This window comes from Streptosporangium sp. NPDC000396, from assembly GCF_042898655.1.
In the GTDB taxonomy this organism is placed as follows: Bacteria; Actinomycetota; Actinomycetes; order Streptosporangiales; family Streptosporangiaceae; genus Streptosporangium.
Genome location: NZ_JBIAZA010000002.1, coordinates 365,011 through 384,932, shown reverse-complemented (window position 1 = coordinate 384,932; position 19,922 = coordinate 365,011). Strand labels below are relative to the sequence as shown.

Annotated in this window: 20 protein-coding genes; 14 read left to right on the top strand and 6 right to left on the bottom strand. The window is 68.0% G+C overall.

What is annotated here, in order from left to right:
* Positions 1-3: 3 nt before the first annotated feature.
* Together ACFY2X_RS04290 and ACFY2X_RS04285 are read left to right on the top strand one after the other, a co-directional pair.
* Positions 4-1,401, top strand: coding sequence for a CCA tRNA nucleotidyltransferase (locus ACFY2X_RS04290; protein ID WP_389932027.1), 1,398 nt, complete (start codon positions 4-6; stop codon positions 1,399-1,401).
* A 5-nt stretch (positions 1,402-1,406) separates the two neighbouring features.
* Entirely contained in the window at positions 1,407-2,627 is a 1,221-nt protein-coding gene (locus ACFY2X_RS04285) for an adenosylmethionine--8-amino-7-oxononanoate transaminase (RefSeq protein ID WP_389932025.1), read from the top strand.
* Here ACFY2X_RS04285 and ACFY2X_RS04280 read toward each other — a convergent pair.
* On the bottom strand, positions 2,581-3,879 hold the full coding sequence (locus ACFY2X_RS04280; RefSeq protein WP_389932023.1) for an MFS transporter: 1,299 nt from the start codon (positions 3,877-3,879) through the stop codon (positions 2,581-2,583). The two genes, ACFY2X_RS04285 and ACFY2X_RS04280, sit on opposite strands and share 47 nt — an antisense overlap.
* 137 nt (positions 3,880-4,016) lie before the next feature.
* Here ACFY2X_RS04280 and idi point away from each other — a divergent pair, with 137 nt between their 5' ends.
* Positions 4,017-4,598: an isopentenyl-diphosphate Delta-isomerase gene (gene idi, locus ACFY2X_RS04275; RefSeq protein WP_389932020.1), complete on the top strand. Its 582-nt coding sequence runs from the start codon at positions 4,017-4,019 to the stop codon at positions 4,596-4,598.
* Between the two features lie 19 nt (positions 4,599-4,617).
* Here the strand turns inward: idi and ACFY2X_RS04270 are convergent, their stop codons facing one another.
* Complete coding sequence (locus ACFY2X_RS04270) at positions 4,618-5,697, bottom strand: inositol-3-phosphate synthase (protein WP_389932017.1); 1,080 nt, start codon at positions 5,695-5,697, stop codon at positions 4,618-4,620.
* Between the two features lie 27 nt (positions 5,698-5,724).
* Entirely contained in the window at positions 5,725-6,399 is a 675-nt protein-coding gene (locus tag ACFY2X_RS04265) for a helix-turn-helix transcriptional regulator (RefSeq protein ID WP_389932015.1), read from the bottom strand.
* Positions 6,400-6,943: 544 nt separating this feature from the next.
* Between ACFY2X_RS04265 and ACFY2X_RS04260 the strand changes: the two genes are divergently transcribed.
* From ACFY2X_RS04260 to ACFY2X_RS04250, 3 genes are all read left to right on the top strand, one after another.
* Positions 6,944-9,538, top strand: a complete 2,595-nt coding sequence (locus tag ACFY2X_RS04260) for a transglycosylase domain-containing protein (RefSeq protein WP_389932013.1) — start codon at positions 6,944-6,946, stop codon at positions 9,536-9,538.
* A 17-nt stretch (positions 9,539-9,555) separates the two neighbouring features.
* A complete protein-coding gene (locus ACFY2X_RS04255; RefSeq protein ID WP_389932011.1) occupies positions 9,556-10,845 on the top strand; it encodes a glycosyltransferase family 87 protein in 1,290 nt (429 codons plus the stop codon).
* 161 nt (positions 10,846-11,006) lie between these two features.
* Positions 11,007-12,125: a mannosyltransferase family protein gene (locus ACFY2X_RS04250; protein ID WP_389932009.1), complete on the top strand. Its 1,119-nt coding sequence runs from the start codon at positions 11,007-11,009 to the stop codon at positions 12,123-12,125.
* 58 nt (positions 12,126-12,183) lie between these two features.
* On the opposite strand, the gene ACFY2X_RS04245 is transcribed toward ACFY2X_RS04250, so the two are convergent.
* Complete coding sequence (locus ACFY2X_RS04245) at positions 12,184-12,942, bottom strand: deoxyribonuclease IV (RefSeq protein WP_389932007.1); 759 nt, start codon at positions 12,940-12,942, stop codon at positions 12,184-12,186.
* Between the two features lie 96 nt (positions 12,943-13,038).
* Here ACFY2X_RS04245 and ACFY2X_RS04240 point away from each other — a divergent pair, with 96 nt between their 5' ends.
* Entirely contained in the window at positions 13,039-13,221 is a 183-nt protein-coding gene (locus ACFY2X_RS04240; protein WP_389932005.1) for a hypothetical protein, read from the top strand.
* Between the two features lie 33 nt (positions 13,222-13,254).
* Here the strand turns inward: ACFY2X_RS04240 and ACFY2X_RS04235 are convergent, their stop codons facing one another.
* Complete coding sequence (locus ACFY2X_RS04235) at positions 13,255-13,566, bottom strand: hypothetical protein (RefSeq protein WP_389932003.1); 312 nt, start codon at positions 13,564-13,566, stop codon at positions 13,255-13,257.
* Positions 13,567-13,786: 220 nt separating this feature from the next.
* Here ACFY2X_RS04235 and rpsF point away from each other — a divergent pair, with 220 nt between their 5' ends.
* The 7 genes from rpsF (at position 13,787) to ACFY2X_RS04200 (ending at position 18,249) form a co-directional block, all read left to right on the top strand.
* The gene (gene rpsF, locus ACFY2X_RS04230; protein ID WP_184947277.1) at positions 13,787-14,077 is read left to right on the top strand and encodes a 30S ribosomal protein S6; all 291 of its coding nucleotides are present in this window, start codon (positions 13,787-13,789) and stop codon (positions 14,075-14,077) included.
* Positions 14,078-14,154: 77 nt separating this feature from the next.
* A complete protein-coding gene (locus ACFY2X_RS04225) occupies positions 14,155-14,691 on the top strand; it encodes a single-stranded DNA-binding protein (protein ID WP_389932001.1) in 537 nt (178 codons plus the stop codon).
* A gap of 112 nt (positions 14,692-14,803) precedes the next feature.
* The gene (rpsR, locus tag ACFY2X_RS04220) at positions 14,804-15,040 is read left to right on the top strand and encodes a 30S ribosomal protein S18 (protein WP_389931999.1); all 237 of its coding nucleotides are present in this window, start codon (positions 14,804-14,806) and stop codon (positions 15,038-15,040) included.
* 15 nt (positions 15,041-15,055) lie between these two features.
* Entirely contained in the window at positions 15,056-15,502 is a 447-nt protein-coding gene (gene rplI, locus ACFY2X_RS04215; RefSeq protein WP_389931997.1) for a 50S ribosomal protein L9, read from the top strand.
* Between the two features lie 126 nt (positions 15,503-15,628).
* The gene (locus ACFY2X_RS04210) at positions 15,629-16,498 is read left to right on the top strand and encodes an ABC transporter substrate-binding protein (protein ID WP_389931995.1); all 870 of its coding nucleotides are present in this window, start codon (positions 15,629-15,631) and stop codon (positions 16,496-16,498) included.
* A gap of 91 nt (positions 16,499-16,589) precedes the next feature.
* Entirely contained in the window at positions 16,590-17,438 is an 849-nt protein-coding gene (locus tag ACFY2X_RS04205; protein ID WP_389931993.1) for an amino acid ABC transporter permease, read from the top strand.
* Positions 17,439-17,505: 67 nt separating this feature from the next.
* A complete protein-coding gene (locus tag ACFY2X_RS04200; RefSeq protein ID WP_389931991.1) occupies positions 17,506-18,249 on the top strand; it encodes an amino acid ABC transporter ATP-binding protein in 744 nt (247 codons plus the stop codon).
* 62 nt (positions 18,250-18,311) lie between these two features.
* On the opposite strand, the gene ACFY2X_RS04195 is transcribed toward ACFY2X_RS04200, so the two are convergent.
* Positions 18,312-19,844 (bottom strand): APC family permease, encoded by a 1,533-nt coding sequence (locus tag ACFY2X_RS04195; RefSeq protein ID WP_389931989.1) that lies wholly within the window; start codon positions 19,842-19,844, stop codon positions 18,312-18,314.
* Positions 19,845-19,922 lie beyond the last annotated feature (78 nt).

Below are 19,922 nucleotides of genomic sequence, written 5' to 3'. Positions count from 1 at the left end.
GGCATGAGCGAGCTGTTCCGGAAGATCGCGCCTGTGGCCGATGAGCTCGGAGAGCTGTTCGCGAAACGGGGCTACCAAATCGCCCTTGTGGGCGGTTCCGTTCGCGACGTCTTCCTCGGCAGGATCGGCAACGACCTCGACCTGACCACGGACGCGCGTCCGGAGACGGTCTTGGAGCTCGTCCGCGACTGGGCCGACTCCATCTGGACGATCGGCATCGACTTCGGCACCGTCGGCGTGCGCAAGGGCAACTGGCTGCTGGAGATCACCACCTACCGCAGCGAGTCGTACGACCCCAGGTCGCGCAAGCCCGACGTGGTCTACGGCGACACGCTGGAGGGCGACCTGGCCCGGCGTGACTTCGCAATCAACGCGATGGCGTTGCGCCTGCCGTCCCGCGAGTTCGTGGACCCGCACGGCGGGCTCGACGACCTGCACGCCAAGGTGCTGCGCACCCCCGGCCCCCCCGAGCGGTCCTTCGACGACGACCCGCTGCGGATGCTTCGCGCCGCCAGGTTCGCCAGCCAGCTCGGTTTCACCGTGGACCCGGCGGCGTTCGCCGCGATGACCGCGATGGCCGAGCGGATCGAGATCGTCTCCGCCGAGCGGATCCGCGACGAGCTGAACAAACTGATCTGCGGCGACCATCCCCGTGAGGGGCTCAAGATCCTCGTGGATTCCGGGCTCGCCTCCCACGTCCTGCCCGAGCTGCCCAAGCTGCGGCTGGAGATCGACGAGCACCACCGGCACAAGGACGTCTACGAGCACACGCTGATCGTGCTGGAGCAGGCGATCGGCCTGGAGGACAGCGGCCCCGACCGGACCCTGCGCTGGGCCGCGCTGCTGCACGACGTGGGCAAGCCCAAGACCCGCCGTCACGAGCCCGGTGGCCGTGTCTCCTTCCACCACCACGAGGTGGTCGGCGCCCAGCTCACCAAGAAGCGCATGACGGAGCTGAAATTCCCCAAGGACGTGGTGGCCGACGTGTCCCGCCTCGTGGAGCTGCACCTGCGCTTCCACGGGTACGGCACGGGCGAGTGGACCGACTCGGCCGTCCGCCGCTACGCCCGCGACGCCGGGCACCTGCTCGAACGGCTGCACAAGCTGACCCGCGCCGACTGCACCACCCGCAACAGGCGCAAGGCCCAGCTGCTGTCCCAGACCTACGACCAGCTTGAGGAGCGCATCGCCCGGCTGGCCGAGGAGGAGGAGCTCGGCAAGATCCGCCCGGAGCTCGACGGCAACGAGATCCAGGAGCTCCTGGGCGTCCCGCCGGGTCCCGTCATCGGCCGTGCCTACAAGTTCCTCCTGGAGATGCGCCTGGACAAGGGCGTCGTCGGCAAGGACGCCGCGGCCGAGGCCCTCCGCGAGTGGGCCCGGGAGAACGGACTCGTCTCCTGAGCGGTGTGCCTGATCTTGACCGTGAGCACGTGTGGCATCCGTACGCCGCGATTCCGCCGAGGGGACCTGTGCACGTGGTCTCCAGGGCCGAGGGCGTACGGCTGACGCTCGCGGACGGGCGGCAGCTGGTCGACGGGATGTCGTCGTGGTGGGCGGCGATTCACGGCTACAACCACCCGAGGCTCAACCGGGCGCTGAAGGACCAGCTGGAGAACATGGCGCACGTCATGTTCGGCGGGCTCACCCACGAGCCCGCCGTACGGCTGGCGCACACGCTGGCAACCATGACCGGGCTGCCGAAGGTGTTCATCGCCGACTCGGGTTCGGTGGCCGTCGAGGTCGCGATCAAGATGGCGTTCCAGTTCACCGGCAGGAGCCGCCTGTTCACGGTCAGGGGCGGCTACCACGGCGACACCTTCGGGGCGATGGCAGTCTGCGACCCGGTCAACGGCATGCATCACCTGTTCTCCGGCGCGCTGCCCCGGCACGTGTTCGCCGAACGACCTCCGGCCGTGTTCGACGAGCGCTACGCGGCCGGGTTGGAGGAGATGGTCGCCGCGCATGCCCATGAGCTCGCGGCGATCATCGTGGAGCCGGTCGTGCAGGGCGCGGGCGGCATGCACTTCTACCACCCCGCCTATCTGCGCAGGCTCCGCGAGCTGGCCGACGAGCACGGCATCCTGCTGATCGCCGACGAGATCGCCACGGGGTTCGGCCGGACCGGGGAGATGTTCGGGTGCGACCACGCCGGGGTGCGCCCGGACATCATGTGCCTGGGCAAGGCGCTGACCGGCGGTTACATGTCGCTGGCGGCGACGTTGTGCACCGAGCGGGTGGCGGAGGGCATCGGGGTCCTGATGCACGGGCCGACCTTCATGGGCAACCCGCTGGCCACGGCCGTGGCGGGCGCCTCCCTTGAGCTCCTTCAGGAGCGCCCATGGCGTGAGGAGGTCGGGCGGATCGAGGCCGGGCTCACGCGGGGGCTGGCGGAGGCCGCGGAGGCGCCTGGGGTGAAGGACGTGCGGGTGCTCGGCGCGATCGGGGTCATCGAGACCCACGAACCCGTCGACGTCCCGAGAATTCAGGACATCGCCATGAAGCACGGCGTCTGGCTCCGCCCGTTCAACCGGCTGATCTACACGATGCCGCCCTACTCGATCGGCGACGACCTGGAGATGGTCACGACGGCGATGACGGCAGCGGCTCGGGCGCTCGGTTCGGCGTGACGGCCCGGTAGAGCACCCCGCCGCCCACATATCCGGCGGCGATGAGCCCCAGCACCATCAGCGACTTGCCGTCCTTCGGCAGGAGCGCCGCGGACAGGGCCGCGGCCAGCACGTAGGTGCCGTTGAAGAGCATGTCGTAGATCGAGAAGGCGCGGCCCAGGTAGGCGTCGTCGACGTCCCGCTGAACGCTCGTGTCCGCGCAGATCTTGATGCTCTGCCCGGCTATGCCGAGCACGAAGCCGCAGGCCGCGAAACCCCACTGCTGGAAGGACACGCAGAGCGCGAACGTCAGCACCCCGGCGGTCACGAGCATGGCCGTGACCCACTTCTCGATGCCGAAGCGCTCGGTGGCCCACGGCGTGACCAGGATGGCCAGGGCGTAGCCCACCCCGGAGGTGGCGACCACGAGGGTGGCCGCGGCGAGCGCCTTCTCGGCGCTCTCGGCGAAGTAGTAGCGGGACAGCAGCACCAGCATCGCCGTGCACATGCCGTACACGAACCGGTGGGTGGCCATCGCCCCCATCGCGGCGGCGGCGGCCCGGTGGTGGACGATGTGCCGCACGCCGTCGGCCAGGCCGCTCAGCACGTGGCGCACGGCCTGGCGGACCTGCGGGAGGTCCGGGTCGTAGGCCGGGCCGAGCAGATCCCTGGGCATGGTCCTGGCGATCAGCGCGCTGAGCCCGAAGACGACGCCGGAGAAAACCATCAGCACCGCCGTGCCCCAGTGGTCCGGCCCGAAGACCATCCGCAGCAGATAGCCCACGCCAACGCCGCAGAAGGTCAGCACCGTGCCGGAGGTGGGGGTGACCGCGTTGGCCACCAGCAGCCGTTCGGCGGGAACCACGTGAGGGAGCGAGGCCCCGAGCGCGGCGAGAAAGAACCGGTTCACCCCGAGGACGGCGAGCGCCACGGTGTAGAAGAGCACGTCGGGGGCGTTCGCGGCGAGGAGTGCGGCGGTCACCAGCAGGAGGGCCCCGCGGACCAGCGGCGCGATCACCAGGATCTGCCGGCGGGACCAGCGATCGATGAACACGCCCACGAAGGGGCCGAGAATCGAGTACGGCAGGAGCAGCACCGCCAGTCCGGCGGCGATCTCGGCGGCGTTTGTGCTCTTGTCGGGGTTGAAAAACGCGAATCCGGCCACCGCGAACTGGAAGATCCCGTCGGAGAACTGTGAGACCAGGCGAGTGGCGAACAGCCGCCGGAAGCCCCGACCTTCCAGGACCACGCGTAGATCGGATACGAATGACACGCGCTCAGCCTACGCGCGACCACCCCTGTTCAGGCATCGGGAACATCCCTGAAGCGCGAACGCGACACTTCCAGACCTTCTATGATCTAACGCTGATCAGGTATAACAAGCCGACATGATCACGTACCCTCGATCGGGTGACACCTGATGAACGCGTTGTACTCGTCGACGCCGAGGGGAACGCGATCGGCACTGCGCCCAAGGCGACGGTGCACGGCCCGGACACGCCCTTGCACCTTGCCTTCTCCTGCTACGTGTTCGACGACCAGGGCCGTGTGCTCCTCACCCGCCGGGCGTCACACAAGATCACCTGGCCGGGTGTGTGGACCAACAGCTGCTGCGGTCACCCGCTGCCCGGCGAGCCGCTCCCGCGGGCGGTGACCCGTCGGCTCTCCTACGAGCTGGGGCTGCGGGCGGAGGAGGCCGACCTGCTGCTGCCGAACTTCTCCTACCGGGCGGTCATGGACAACGGGATCGTCGAGCGGGAGCTCTGCCCGGTCTATCGGGTGGTCGCCGGGGCCGACGCCGTGCCCAACCCCGACGAGGTCGAGGACACACGCTGGATGCCGTGGAAGGAGTTCGCCGACGAGGTGCTCGGCCACCGTCTGGCGATCTCTCCGTGGTGTCGCGAGCAGGTCGCCCATCTCGTCGAGCTGGGCGCCGACCCCCTCCGCTGGCCGGCCGCCGACCCCGCCGGCCTTCCGCCCGCCGCCCGCTGATCGGACGGCGGGCGGGTGCTCAGCGCTCGACCTCGCCGCGGATGAACTTCTCCACGTATTCGCGGGCCTCGTCGTCGGAGTACTGCTCCGGCGGGGACTTCATGAAGTAGGAGGAGGCCGACAGGATCGGTCCGGCGATGCCCCGGTCGAGGGCGATCTTGGCGGCGCGGACCGCGTCGATGATGATGCCGGCGGAGTTGGGGGAGTCCCAGACCTCCAGCTTGTACTCCAGGTTCAGCGGGGTGTCGCCGAAGGACCTGCCCTCCAGGCGGACGTAGGCCCACTTGCGGTCGTCGAGCCACGGCACGTGGTCCGACGGGCCGATGTGCACGTCGGCCTTGCCCATCTCGTGCGGGATCTGGGAGGTGACCGACTGGGTCTTGGAGATCTTCTTGGACTGCAGGCGCTTGCGCTCCAGCATGTTCATGAAGTCCATGTTGCCGCCGAAGTTCAGCTGGTACGTGCGCAGCAGCTCGACGCCGCGGTCTTCGAACAGCTTGGCCATCACGCGGTGCGTGATGGTCGCGCCGACCTGGGACTTGATGTCGTCACCGACGATGGGGACACCGGCGTCGGTGAACTTCTGGGCCCACTCCGGGTCGGAGGCGATGAACACCGGAAGCGCGTTGACGAAGGCGACCTTGGCGTCGATGGCGCACTGGGCGTAGAAGCGGTCGGCCTCCTCCGACCCGACGGGCAGGTAGGAGACGACGACGTCGACCTTGTTGTCCTTGAGGACCTGCACGACGTCGACCGGGGCGTCGTCGGACTCCTCGATCATCTCCTGGTAGTACTCGCCGAGGCCGTCGAAGGTGTGGCCGCGCTGCACGGTCACGCCCAGCGGCGGCACGTCGCAGATCTTGATGGTGTTGTTCTCCGAGGCGACGATCGCCTCGGACAGGTCACGTCCCACCTTCTTGGCGTCGACGTCGAACGCCGCCACGAACTCGACGTCACCGACGTGGTAGTCGCCGAACTTGACGTGCATCAGACCCGGCACCCGGGTGCCGGGATCGGCGTCCTTGTAGAAGTGCACGCCCTGCACGAGCGACGCGGCACAGTTGCCTACACCGACAATGGCTACGCGCACCGAACCCATGGCACTCGCTCCCCTTGTTCTGAGTGATCAGTTGTCTTCCGGGGCGGCGTGCCGCCCCGTGTCATCGGCTCCGGGCGCGGGCGCCCGGGATGGTTCTTCTTGTGTGGGCTGCCGCTCTTCGCTCGCCGAGGACTCTCGCCGCTCTGTGGCGATCAGCTCGTTCAGCCAGCGCACTTCGCGCTCGACCGACTCCAGGCCGTGGCGCTGGAGTTCGAGGGTGTAGCTGTCCAGCCGTTCCCGCGTGCGGGCCAGGGCCGTACGCACGGCGTCGAGCCGCTCTTCCAGCCGGCTGCGGCGCCCCTCAAGGATGCGCAGGCGCACCTCGGCCTCGGTGTGCCGGAAGAAGGCGAAGTGGATCCCGAAGCTCTCGTCTTCCCAGGCGGACGGACCGGCCTGAGTGAGCAACTCCTGGAGCCGCTCCTTGCCCTCCGCGGTCAGCCTGTAGACGATCTTCGATCGACGGCCGGTGAGCGTGATGGGGCTCTCGGTAGCGGCGGAGGCCGCGTCGGACGCGACGTCCTCCACGATGAGCCCGTCGGCCAGGAGCTGACGCAGGCAGGGATAGAGCGAGCCGTAGGAGAAGGCGCGGAACATGCCCAGCAGAGAATTGAGCCGTTTCCGCAGCTCATAGCCGTGTAGCGGGGTCTCGTGCAGCGACCCGAGCACGGCGAGCTCCAGCACGCCACCACGTCCGCCGGCCACTGGAAACCACCACCTCTCGCGTCGATGTATCGAGCCGATACATCGTGAGGATACGTCGGGCAAACATATCTCTGCAATCAACGACTTTCCCAAGAGGTTGGGGGCAAACGGTAAAAAGCCGTAGTGTGGCGCTTATGTGGTCGCAGCGAGCGGTGATAGGGCATAGCCCCCGCACAGCCGGGGCCACCGTCCAATGCGGGGAATGCCAGGCGCATCCGGGAGAGGTCTGCCAAGGTTGTTCGCGGAACCGCCTGACGATCTCGTCCGTTCCTGGTAACGGAGATCCACCCGTATAGGTCGGCTACTTGTCAGCCAAGGTGATGAGATTTTCCGCCCCCGGGAGGTAATCTCACCCGCCTGCACGCCGTCGTAGACCCCAATGACCGAACGAGGACGCGTGAGTTACAGCCACAGCAATGACCCGGAGCCGGGCGGACGTCAGCAGCGCCCGGACGCCTCGGCTCGCCAGGGCCGGCGCCGTCGCTCGAACCAAGGCGCGGCTCCCCGTGCAGTTCCCCCGTCCCAGCCGTCCCAAACCGGCGACATGAGCTGGGGATCGTCCCAGGCCCAGCCGGGGTGGCCACAGCAGGGTGCCGGGTCCGGCTCGCAGGACACGGTGCGGCTGCCTCAGGGCGTGGGGCCCGACCCCCGGAGCACGGGACGGCCGCCGCACGGCGCCTCCGCGCCCGGCCCCGTGAGCGGCGGGACGCGCCAGCGCGACACCGGCCCCGGCGGCGGGCGCCGTCCGGAGGCGGCCTTCGAGGACACCCAGGCCATGCTCGCCGCCCAGGCGAGGGACGCTCGTTCCCAGGGTGACGCCACCGAGTTGATGGGCACTCGCTCCCCGGGCAACGCCGGCGGGCGGGGCAGGCGCGCCCGCGGCGGGCGCGGCGCGGGCGGCCCGGCCGGTCCCACAGGCCCGGGTGGGCGGGGACCCGGGGACGGGGACGGTGACGGTGACGACAAGCCTGGCCGTACGGGATGGAAACGCTTCCTGCCCAGCTGGAAGATCGTCGTGGCGAGCTTCGTGATCCTCTCCGCGGGCGTCTTCGGCATGATCGCGATCGCCTACGCCAACACGCCGATCCCCAAGGCCGAGCAGGCAGACGTGGACGACCAGGGGAGCGTCATCTACTACGGCGACGGAAAGACGGTGCTCGCCCGTCTCGGCGTCAAACGCGTGGTGGTGACGATCGACAAGATCCCGAGGCACGTCCAGGACGCGGTGATCGCGGCCGAGAACCGCAGCTTCCGCGAGGACAACGGCATCGACTTCAAGGGCATGTTGCGGTCGGCCTGGAGCACCGTGAGCGGTACTCAGGTCCAGGGTGCCTCGACCATCACCCAGCAGATGGTCCGCAACTACTACGACGGCCTCAGCCAGGAGCGGTCGGTCAAGCGGAAGATCACGGAGATCTTCGTCGCGATCAAGGTCGACAAGACGCTGTCCAAGGACCAGATCCTGCAGCAGTACCTCAACACCATTTACTTCGGGCGCGGCGCCTACGGCATTCAGGCCGCCGCGCAGGCCTTCTTCCGCAAGAACGTCGATGAGCTCACTCCAGAGCAGGGCGCCTACCTCGCCGGCCGCATCCAGAACCCTGACGCGTTCGACAAGGCCGAGAACAGCAAGGACCTGTCCGCCACTCAGAGGCGCTACGACTACGTGATCAAGGGTATGGCCGCCATCGATCCCCCCAAGTACGGCTCGCTGCCCGCCAAGTCCCCCACGGCTCCCAAGCGGATCACCTACCAGCAGAAGGACTACTACCAGGGGATCAAGGGCTACATGATCACCGAGGTCCTCAAGGAGCTCAAGAGTAGAAGCATCAGCCAGGAGGACGTCGAGCGGGGTGGCTTCAAGATCTATTCCACGTTCGACAAGGACCTGATGATCGCGGCCAAGAAGGCCGTCCAGGAGAACACCTCCAGCCTCTCCCCTGAGATCCACACCGGGCTCGCGGCCGTGGACCCCCGTAACGGGCGGGTCATCGCCTTCTACGGAGGTCCGAACTTCGTCAAGCGCGAGTGGAACGACGCGTTCATGTCCGAGAAGCAGGCGGCGTCGGCGTTCAAGCCCTATGTCCTGGCCGCCTGGCTGGAGGAAGGCAACAGCCTCAACAGCTACCTGCTGGGCAAGGGGCCGATCACGGCGCCGGGCACCAATCCGATCAAGAACTCTCATGACATACCCGGCGGTTCGGTGAACACGATCAGGGCCACCGCCGAATCCATCAACACGGCTTTCGTGCAGATGGGCGAGGAGGTCGGTCTGGACAAGGTCATCGAGATCGCGGCCGGGGCGGGCATCAGCGAGAAGAACCTCAAGGAGACCAAGGAGAAGCACTCCTTCGCCCTGACCATCGGCTCCGGTCCGGTCACCCCGGTCCAGCAGGCGGGCGGGTACTCGATCTTCGCCAACGAGGGCAAGCACTTTCAGAACCACGTTGTGATCAAGGTCGTCGGCCGCGACAAGACGACGGGTAAGAAGGTGACGGTGCTCAAGGAGAGCAGCCAGCCCACCCAGGTCATCAGCCGCGAGAGCGCGGCCGATGCCATCGTCGCGCTTCAGCAGGTGGTGAAGGATCCCCGTGGCACCGGCAGGGCCGCGGCCCTGTCCGACCGGCCGGTGGCAGGCAAGACCGGCACCAACGACGAGAACAAGGAGGCGTGGTTCGTCGGGTTCACCCCGCAACTCTCCACGGCCGTCGGCATGTACCGGCAGGACAAGAAGACGAACGCCGAGGAGACACTGGGCGATATCCAGGGCGCCACCTACCCCACGCGTGTGTGGCACGCCTTTATGGTGGAGGCCATGAAGGGCCAGGAGGTCATGCAGTTCCCGCCGCGTGCCAACGTCGGGTCCGACAAGAACCTCGCGCCCAAGCCCGAGCCCACGCCGACGCCGACGACGGACGACCCGTTCGACACCGACGACCCCGGCGACCTCGGCGACGACGGCTTCCCCAATGAGGACGGCACCCAGACGCCCCCGCCCGGCGAGGGAGAGTGCGTGCCCGGGGACATCAGCTGTGACTCCACGGGAGAGGACACCGGCGATCCCGACGGCGGCGACATCGGAACCAGCGGTGGCGCGGCGATCGATCCGAACCCCCGGCCGTCCGGACGCCGTCCTTGACTAGGAGCATCCAGCCGGTGCGGAGCGAGCGGTCCGGGCTCGGCGCACGAGCGCTTCCGTACGCCCCCCTGGCCCTGTTCGCGGGGCTGGGGGCGGTGCTCGCCTACCTGTGGAAGTGGCCCTGCCGCTTCGGCGGGGCCTGGAACGACGGAACCCTCCAGTTCACGAACTTCTGTTACACCGACATCTATCCGCTGTGGTGGAACGAGAAGCTCAGCGAGGGCAAGATCCCCTACTTCGGGCATCCGGTCGAGTATCCCGTCGGCATCGGCGGGATCATGGAGTTCTTCCGCCGGATCGTCGCGCCGATGGGCGATCCCGGGACGGGGTTCTACGACCTGACCGTGATCCTCATGGCCTTCTGCCTGCTCGTGGGCGTGCTGCTGACGGCCGCGCTGGCGGGGCCGACCCGGCGTTGGGACGCGCTCTGGTACGCCCTCGCCCCCGCGCTGATCCTCACCGCCTACATCAACTGGGACCTTGCCGCGGGCGCCCTCGCGCTGGGCGCGCTGCTCGCCTGGGCCAGGCGGAGGCAGTGGCTGGCGGGCGTCCTGCTCGGGCTGGCGATCGCCACCAAGTTCTACCCGCTGATGTTCCTCGGCCCGCTGTTCCTGCTGACGTTGCGCACCGGCAAGTGGATGCCGTTCCTCAAGACGGTCGGCGCCGTGGCCGGGACCTGGCTCGCCGTCAACCTGCCGATCATGATCTTCGCCTTCGACGGCTGGAAGCGGTTCTACGTCTTCAGCCAGGAGCGGCCGGCCGACTGGGGGTCGATCTGGTATTTCTTCAACCAGAAGCAGTGGCCGATCCTCGGTGACGCCGACCGGCTCGACATGCTGGGCGTCCTGTCGCTCGGCGCGTTCTGCCTGGCGATCGCCGTGCTCGCGGTGACCGCTCCGACCCGGCCCCGGCTGGCGCAGCTGTGCTTCCTCACCCTGGCCGCGTTCATGCTGACGAACAAGGTGTGGTCGCCGCAGTACGTGCTCTGGCTGATCCCCTTCGCGGTGCTGGCCCGGCCCAACTGGAAGCCGATCGCGCTCTGGCAGGTCGCCGAGTGCTGGTACTTCTTCGCGATCTGGCTCTACCTGGTCGGTCTCCAGCCCGGAAACGAGGCCCTGGGCATCTCCGGCGACACCTACTTCACCGCCGTGTGGGGTCGCGCGATCACCATTCTGATCATGATGGCCTTCGTCGTGCGCGACATCCTCCGGCCGGACAAGGACGTGATCAGGCAGGGTGGGATCGACGACCAGTCCGGTGGCGTCTTCGACGGAGCCCCTGACCGGTTCCGCATCGCGCTGTCCTAGCCCTCAGATCACCCCGGCGCCCCGCCGCGTCCCCGATGTCCTCCTTGGCGTCCCCTCAGCACACCCGGCCCTCCCGGCTCCGGCGGCCGCTTCACCGGCAGGCCGAGGTCACAACATCACGGGTGGCCAGAAGACAGGTCAATCCACCACAATTCCACCGTATGATCATCCCCCTTGGGCCTTCACGCCGTACCGCGGTGGAGGCATTACTGCTCTGGCTGAGTTCCCGGCTGGGGATCATCGTCCTCGCCGTCGTGGGAGCCGGAGCCCTGACGGGGGGAGAGACCGTTGCGCCGTTCCTGGAGCGCTGGAAGCACTGGGACGCCCAACTCCTCATCACTATCGCCGAACACGGATACGACGGCGACCCCGCCGCGGAGCCGGACGAGGGATTGCCCGCGTTCTTCCCGGGCATGCCGTTGACGCTCCGCGCGGTGCATCTGTTCGTGGGTGACTGGACGCTCGCCGGGCTGCTGATCTCCTTCGTGGCGGGCGCCGTCGCGATGGTGGCGCTGGCCAGGCTGGCCGAGTTCGAGGGACCGCGGGGAACCGGGTGGCGCGCGGTGCTGGCGCTGCTGCTCTGGCCGATGTCGGTCTTCCTGTTCACGGGGTACAGCGAGGCCCTGTTCCTGGCCTTCGCGATCCCGGCCTGGCTGGCGGCGCGTCAGGGACGGTGGCCGCTGGCCGCCGCTCTCGGGGCGGGCGCCTCCTGCATGCGGATCACCGGCCTGTTCCTGGCCCTCGCCCTGATCGTGGAGTTCTTCACCGGCCGGCAGCCCGTACGGCGGGCGGGATGGCTGGCGCTGCCGTTCGTGCCGCTGGTGCTCTACTCCGCCTATCACTACAGCCGCAACGGTGACTGGATGGCCTGGAAGCACGCCCAGGAGGCCGGCTGGGGACGGCACATGGTGTGGCCGTGGGAGTCGTTCGTCACGACGCTGGACTCGGCCATGGGGGACGGCCGGTTCGCGTGGGCGTTCCGGCTGGAGATCGCCGGGGCGGTCGTCGGGGTCGGGCTCGTGCTGGTGCTGCTCTATCTGCGGCGGTGGAGCGAGCTCGTTTACGTGGGGCTTCAGGTCGGCGCTCTGGTCTGCTCCGCCTACTACCTGTCGATCCCGCGCTCGGCGCTGCTGTGGTGGCCGCTCTTCCTGCTCATCGCCCGGGCGAGCACCCCCGGCTCGCGCTGGAGACAGTGGGTCATCGTCGTGTACGCGCTGGTGGTGGGCCCGTTGATGGTGCTCAACACGCTGACTTTCATGAACGGTGCCTGGGTGGGGTGACCCTCCTTACCCCTTCTTGGCGCGAAGTAATCCAGAAAAGTTATCCACAGGCTGGGGATTACAGGCTCTTCCTGAGGAGGGCGATGTCGTCGGCCTGGCCGTCGAACGGGGTCTCCACCACGATCGGCGCGTTCGCGCTCCGGCACACGCCGAGGATCAGCTCGGTGTCGATCTGACCCGCGCCGAGGTTGGCGTGCCGGTCGGCGCCGGAGCCCGCGGCGTCACGCGAGTCGTTGCAGTGGATCAGGTCGATCCGGCCGGTGATGGCCATGATCCGCTCGACCACGTCGGCCAGCTCCTCACCGGCCGCGTGGGCGTGACAGGTGTCCAGGCAGAACCCCACGTCGAAGCCGTCGAGGGCGTCCCACAGGCGGGCGATGCGCTCCAGCCTGCGCGCCATCGCGTTGCCGCCGCCCGCGGTGTTCTCGATGAGCACGGGGACCCCGTGATCCTCCATGCGCTCGAACACCTTGCGCCAGTTGTCGAAGCCCTGCTGCGGGTCGTCGTCCTTGCCGACGTGCCCGCCGTGGACGATCAGACCCTTGGCGCCCAGCTCGGCAGCCGCCGCGAGGTGTGAACCCAGCAGCTTCCGGCTGGGGATGCGGATCCGGTTGTTGGAGGTGGCCACGTTGATCACATAGGGCGCGTGGATGTAGACGTCCACGTCGGAGTCCTTGATCTCCCGGGCCTTCTCACTGATGACCGGGCCCTTCCACCCCTGTGGATCGCCGAGGAAGAACTGAACGACCTCGGCGTTGCGCGCCCTGGCGTGGAACAGCGGGTCGTCCTGGTCGACATGAGCTCCGATACGCGGCATGTGTCTGAGCGTAGCCGTTTCAACGGTCCGCCCAGGGGCAGTCGCAGGGCGCGCCCCGGTGCCCGCCCCCCAGCGGGCTGAACGCGAGGAGTCGAAGTGGCTTACCACCGCAGAGGAATCAGCCTGATCGGCCTGATCTACATCCTGATCGGCCTCTACGTGGCCTGGGTCTACGACTACATCACCCCCGGGCTTCTCAAGGACGTCGCCGAGGCACTGCTGGCGGTCTTCCTGTGGTTCCTCGTCCTGCTCGGCGTCGACCTGCGCCTGGGCGGCTAGCCCGCGAGACGCGTCCGGTCGCGGCCTTGGGCTCTACGGGTAGTAACCGCCGTGGTAGATGCCGAGGGCCACGCCCACGAACGAGGCCACGATGCCCACGATGTTCAGCGCACGCTCCGGCGTCGTCGCCGAGACGTACTGCGAATAGAGGCCCCCGAGGAACCCCACTGTTCCCAGCCACGCCCCGATCGCGTGTGCGCTCGGGAAGAACGCGCTCACGAAGGCCACCAGCCCGCAGGTGAGTGTGACGACGCTCAGGACGTTCTCCAAAGGGTGCCGCTGTCCGTCGCTGTTCAGCCTGAACCGGGACGGCCGGCCTCTGGCAGGACGAGACGCACGCGCCATGACCCATCACCCCCTCTTTCCTCTGGTACGGGGGTTCCCGGCGAGGTGACCGCCCAACCCTTGACAGCCTGGTAGGCTGGCACGGCTGCGTTGCATGGGCGTGTCATTGCCCGCCCTCCACCACGATCGCCGAAATGGGCGTTCGGGTGAAGACGTCAGCGTCCTCCTGTCACGGCACGGTGTCGTGACCGCAACAGTCCAGAGGAGGTTGGAAGCCAGCATGCGTCGTTACGAAGTGATGGTCATTCTCGACCCTTCGCTCGATGAGCGTACGGTGGCCCCTTCCCTCGACCAGTTCCTCACGGTGGTCCGCAACGATGGCGGCACGGTGGAGAAGGTCGACGTGTGGGGTCGTCGCCGGCTGTCCTACGACATCGCCAAGAAGCCCGAGGGCATCTACGCCGTCATCGACCTGACCGCGGAGCCCGCCACGGTCAAGGAGCTCGACCGGCAGATGAACCTCAACGAGGGCATCCTGCGCACCAAGGTCCTGCGACCGGACGTGCACTAACCGCCGACATTTTGTCGGGCGGCAGCCGTACTCTGAGCCGATAATCAGCGAAGGCCGCAGGAAAGGCAACGCTAGCCATGGCAGCAGGCGACACCACGATCACCATCGTCGGCAACCTCGTCGACGACCCGGAACTGCGCTATACCCCTTCGGGGCAGGCGGTGGCCCGGTTCCGCATCGCATCCACTCCGAGGTTTCTGGACAAGCAGACCAACGAGTGGAAGGACGGCGAAGGCCTGTTCCTGACCTGCAACGTGTGGCGGCAGGCGGCCGAGAACGTCGGCGAGAGCCTGCAGCGCGGCATGAGGGTCATCGTTCAGGGACGGCTGCGCCAGCGGTCCTACGAGACCAAGGAAGGCGAGAAGCGCACGGTCTACGAGGTTGAGGTCGACGAGGTCGGCCCCTCCCTGCGGAACGCGACCGCCAAGGTCAACAAGACCGCCCGTCAGGGTGGTGGCGGTGGCTTCGGCGGTCCGGCCAACGACCCGTGGGCCTCCGCGGCGCCCGCCGCACCTCAGGGTGGCGGCTTCGGCGGCGGTGGCTACGGCGGCGGCGGCCAGCAGGGCGGCGGCAACTTCGGCGGCGGCGACTTCAGCGACGAACCGCCTTTCTAGTCGGCTCTGGCCGGCGGTCCCCAGGGACGGTCGAAGACCGCATCCTGAAACCCAGTCCATATCCGCAGCGACCATTCCCGCCTCACGGCGGGGCTCTGAAAGGAGCACCACGATGGCCAAGCAGGCACTGCGCAAGCCTAAGAAGAAGGTTTGCCTGTTCTGTCACGACAAGATCTCCTACGTCGACTACAAGGACACGGCGCTGCTTCGGAAGTTCATCTCCGACCGCGGCAAGATCCGTGCTCGCCGGGTGACGGGCAACTGCACCCAGCACCAGCGTGACGTGGCGACCGCTATCAAGAACGCTCGTGAGATGGCGCTCCTGCCGTACATGAGCACCGCGCGCTAAGGGAGGTCCGGACAAATGAAGCTCATTCTCACCAGTGAGGTCTCCGGCCTCGGCACCCCCGGCGACATCGTCGAGGTCAAGGGCGGTTACGGCCGTAACTACCTGCTTCCCCGCGGCTACGCGATCCTGTGGACGCGCGGTGGCGAGAAGCAGATCGCCTCGATCAAGAAGGCGCGCGACGCCCGCGAGATCCGCGACCTTGGCACCGCCAAGGAGGTCGCCGGTCAGCTCAAGGCCCTGAAGGTGGTCCTGAAGACGAAGGCCGGCGAGTCCGGTCGCCTCTTCGGTTCGGTCACCACGGGTGACGTCGCCGAGGCCGTCAAGGCCGCCGGTGGCCCCGAGCTCGACCGCCGCCGCATCGAGATCGCTCCCGCGATCAAGAGCCTCGGCTCCCACCAGGTCAGCGTCAAGCTGCACCCGGAGGTCTCCGCGACCCTCGACGTCGAGGTCGTCTCGGTCTGATCGCCGCGTGACAAGGGCCCTTCCCAGTCATGGGGAGGGCCTTTGTCCGTATGGTGAGGCGGTGTCACTCCCGGTCACCCGAGTACATACAATTCGGTGGTCTTTGGTCCACGTTGGAGGTTTGCCATGGTTCGTCCTTCGATGCTGCTCGTGCTCGGTGCCTTGGCGGTGGCTGCGGTAGCCTGTGCGCCGGCCTCGAACACGACGGCCCAGCCCAGCGCCGGCGCCTCCTCCGCCCCGGCGAGCTGCACCAAAGACCAGCTCAAGCTGAAGACCGCGGGCAAGCTGACCATCGGCACCGACAAGCCCGCCTACGAACCGTGGTTCAAGGACGACGCCCCCGCCAACGGCAAGGGTTTCGAGAGCGCGGTGGCCTACGCCATCGCCAAGCAGCTCGGCTTCGAGAACAGCGAGGTCAACTGGGCCACCGTGAAGTTCGACTCCGCGTTCGCCCCGGGCGCCAAACAGTTCGACTTCGACGTCAACCAGGTCTCCGTGACCCCTGACCGGGCCAAGGTCGTCGACTTCAGCAAGGGCTACTACACGGTCAAGCAGGCCGTGGTGGCTCTGAACGGTTCCAAGGTCGCCTCCGCGACGGATCTGGCCGCCTTGAAGGACGTCAAGATCGGCGTGCAGGTCGGGACCACCTCGCTGCAGGCGGTCAAGGACGTCATCAAGCCGACGGCCGAGCCGAACGTCTACAACGAGCAGATCGACGCGGTGAACGCACTGAAGAACAAGCAGGTGGACGCCGTGGTGGTGGACCTGCCCACCGCCTTCTACGTGACCGCCGCCCAGGTCGAGAACTCCAAGATCGTCGGACAGTTCGCCTCCAACACCGGCACGCCCGAGGTCTTCGGCGCGGTCTTCGAGAAGGGCAGCCCGCTGGTGAGCTGCGTGAACGAGGCGATCGACAAGCTGACCTCCTCCGGCGAGCTGACCAAGATCGAAACTGAGTGGCTCGGCTCGGCCGCGGGCGCGCCGGAGCTGAAGTGAGCGGAAGCAGTCCTTCGGGCGCCGGTGTCCCGCCGACGCGGCACGCGTTTCCCGCGCGGGACACCGGAATCCGGCGGAGAACGGTGATCGTGTGACTGCCCACGCCGACTGGGTGAAGAGCGAACGGCAGGTAGAGCGGGAGCGACTCCGCCGAAAGGCGTCGGTCCGGTCGAGCTCGATCGCGACCGCCTCGACGATCCTGCTGATCGTCCTGCTCGTGTGGGCCTTCACCAACTCGCCCGGCTGGCCTCGGGTCCAGGAGACGTTCTTCAACCCCGAGCAGTTCGTGAAGGCGCTGCCGGACGTGTTGAGCGGGTTTCTGCTCAACGTCAAGATCTTCCTGATCGCCGAGCCGCTGATCCTGGTCGTCGGCCTGCTGGTCGCGCTGGCGCGCAACCTCAGGGCCCCGGTGTTCTTCCCCCTGCGTGCCCTCGCGGTGGCCTACACCGACATCTTCCGCGGCGTGCCCACGATCCTGGTCATCTACCTCGTGGGGTTCGGCCTGCCCGCGCTCGGCCTTCAGGGCGTGCCCACGGACCTGGCGACGCTGGGCGTCATCGCGCTCACCCTGTCCTACGGGGCGTACGTGGCGGAGGTGTTCCGGGCGGGCATCGACTCGGTGCACCCCAGCCAGCTGGCCGCCGCCCGGTCACTCGGGCTGAGCCATGGCAAGACCATGCGCTACGTGGTGGTGCCACAGGCCGTGCGGCGGGTGGTGCCACCGCTGCTCAACGACTTCGTCTCGCTGCAGAAGGACACCGCGCTGGTCGCCACGATCGGCCCGCTGGAGGCGCTGCGCCAGGCGCAGATCCACGCCGCCAGCACGTTCAACTACACGCCTTACCTGGCGGCGGCGCTGCTGTTCATCCTGCTCACCATCCCCATGGCCCGCTTCACCGACTACCTGGCGGCCCGTTCACAGCGGCGGAGAGGCCAGTGAGCGAGCGATCCGGCGGAAACGGCCCGGCCGTCCGGCGGCCGGACGACCCGGCGGCTGAGGAGAACCCATGAGCCTGCTCACCATCGAGGGCGTCTGGAAGAACTACCACGACCACAGTGTGCTGCGCGGAGTCGACCTGTCGGTCGAGGCGCACGAGGTGGTCTGCCTGATCGGCGCCTCCGGATCGGGCAAGTCCACGCTGCTGCGCTGCGTGAACCTGCTGGAGACCGTGGACGACGGCGCGATCTACCTGGACGGCGAGGAGATCACCGACCTCCGGGCCAACGCCGACGACGTGCGCAAGCGCATGGGCATCGTTTTCCAGGCCTTCAACCTGTTCCCGCACATGACCGTGCTGGACAACATCACGCTGGCCCCGCGCAAGGTGCACGGGGTCGGCCGGGAACAGGCGGAGGCGGAGGCCCGCGAGCTGCTGACCAGGTTCGGCCTGGCGGACAAGGCGCTTTCCTATCCCGACCGGCTCTCCGGCGGCCAGCAGCAGCGCGTCGCCATCATCCGGGCCCTGGCCACCCAGCCCCGCCTGATGCTGCTGGATGAGGTCACCTCGGCACTCGACCCGGCGCTGGTCAAGGAGGTGCTCGGGGTGATCCGGGAGCTCAAGGAGGCCGGGATGACGATGATCCTGACCACTCACGAGATGGGGTTCTGCCGGGAGATCGCCGACACCGTGTGCTTTCTCGACGGCGGCGTGCTCCTGGAGCGCGGCACCCCTGAGGAGATCTTCACCGCTCCCCGGGAGCCTCGGACCAGGGAGTTCCTGCAGAGCGTGCTTGAGGCGGGACGGCTGTAGGGCCCGCCGGGGCCGTCGCCCGGGACCGGGCCGGGAACGCCGTCCGGCGGGTCGCGAGACCGTCAGCGGCGGTGCCGGCCACGGACCTCGGCGACGAGAGCGCCGCCGGGCGGCCGGATCCCGGAGAGCACGCTGTGGCGCCTGCCGTACACCAGGTAGACCAGGACGCCGAAGGCCATCCAGGCGATGAAGTACAGCCAGGTGATGACCTGGAGGTTCACCAGGAGCCACAGGCAGGCGAGGATCGAGGCGATCGGCACGCCCGGGGAGAACGGGACGCGGAAACCCCGCGGCAGGTCGGGCATCGTCCGCCGCATCCGGATCACCCCGCAGGCCACCGCGATGAACACGAACAGGGCGCCGATCACGACCAGGGGTTCGAGTGTGAGCACCGGCACGAACTCGGCCAGCAGGATCGCCACGCCACCGATGAACAGGGTGACCCGGGTCGGGCTGTGGTAGCTCCGGTTGAGCCTGGCCAGCTGGCGGGGGATCAGCCCGTCGCGGGCCATGGAGAACAGGACACGGGTCAGGCCGACGAGCAGCACCAGCACGACCGTGGTCAGTCCGAGGACCGCGCCGATGTTGATGATGTGCACCATGAAGCCGTCGCCGGCCTGGCGGAAGGCGTTGGCGAGCGGGGCGTTGGAGTCGATCTTGTCGTAGGAGGTCATGCCGACCATCACCAGCGCGACCGCGATGTAGATGACCGTGGCGATCACCAGGCCGCGGATGATCCCCCTCGGGATCGACCGGGGTGCGTCCTCGGACTCCTCGGCCGCGGTGGCCACGACGTCGAACCCGATGTAGGCGAAGGCGATGACCGCCGAGGCGGCGAAGATGCCGAACCAGCCGAACGCGCTCGTCTGGCCGAAGAGGATGCCGAGCAGCGGCGAGTGCAGGGTGTCCTCGGCCGTCCCGGCGGGGGCGGCCGGAACCGGGATGGTCGAGAGGTTCTTCTGGTCGAAATGCGTGGCGCCGACCACGATGACCGCGCCGATGGCCAGAAGCTTGGCGATCACGATGATCCACAGGGTGCGCAGGCCGACTCGGGCGCCCAGCGCCACCACGGCCGTCAGCGCCACCAGGATGAACAGCGCGAACAGGTCGAACCCCTTGACCTGGCCGGTGAACCCGGCCAGCGGGCCGGGCATGCGCACGCCGAGGTCGGTGAGCATCTGGGCGGCATAGAGCGACCAGGCACGGGCCACCACCGCGGTGGCGAGCAGGAGCTCCATCAGCAGCGCCCAGCCGACGATCCAGGCCCACACCTCGCCGAAGATGACGTAGGTGAAGGTGTAGGCGCTGCCCGAGGTCGGCAGGGCCGATGACAGCTCGGCGAAGCAGAAGGCGACGAGCAGGCTGGTGATTCCAGCGATCATGAAGGAGAGGATCACGCCGGGGCCCGCCATGGTCGCCGCCTGGCGGCCGGCGATGCTGAAGATGCCCGCGCCGATCATGACGCCGATGCCCAGGACGATGAGGTCCGCGGGGCGGTAGGCCTGCGGCAGGCCGTGGCGTGCGCCGGTCCATCGGTCTGTCGCCTCACCGGGCGGCAAGCGGCGGGAGATCGATGGGGAGGGAGCTTCGGCCACAGCGCGACCCAATCATGCTGGGTGAAAACCCGTATTGCCGGACTTGTCCCACAGTGCACCAGGGGATTCGTCCGTACA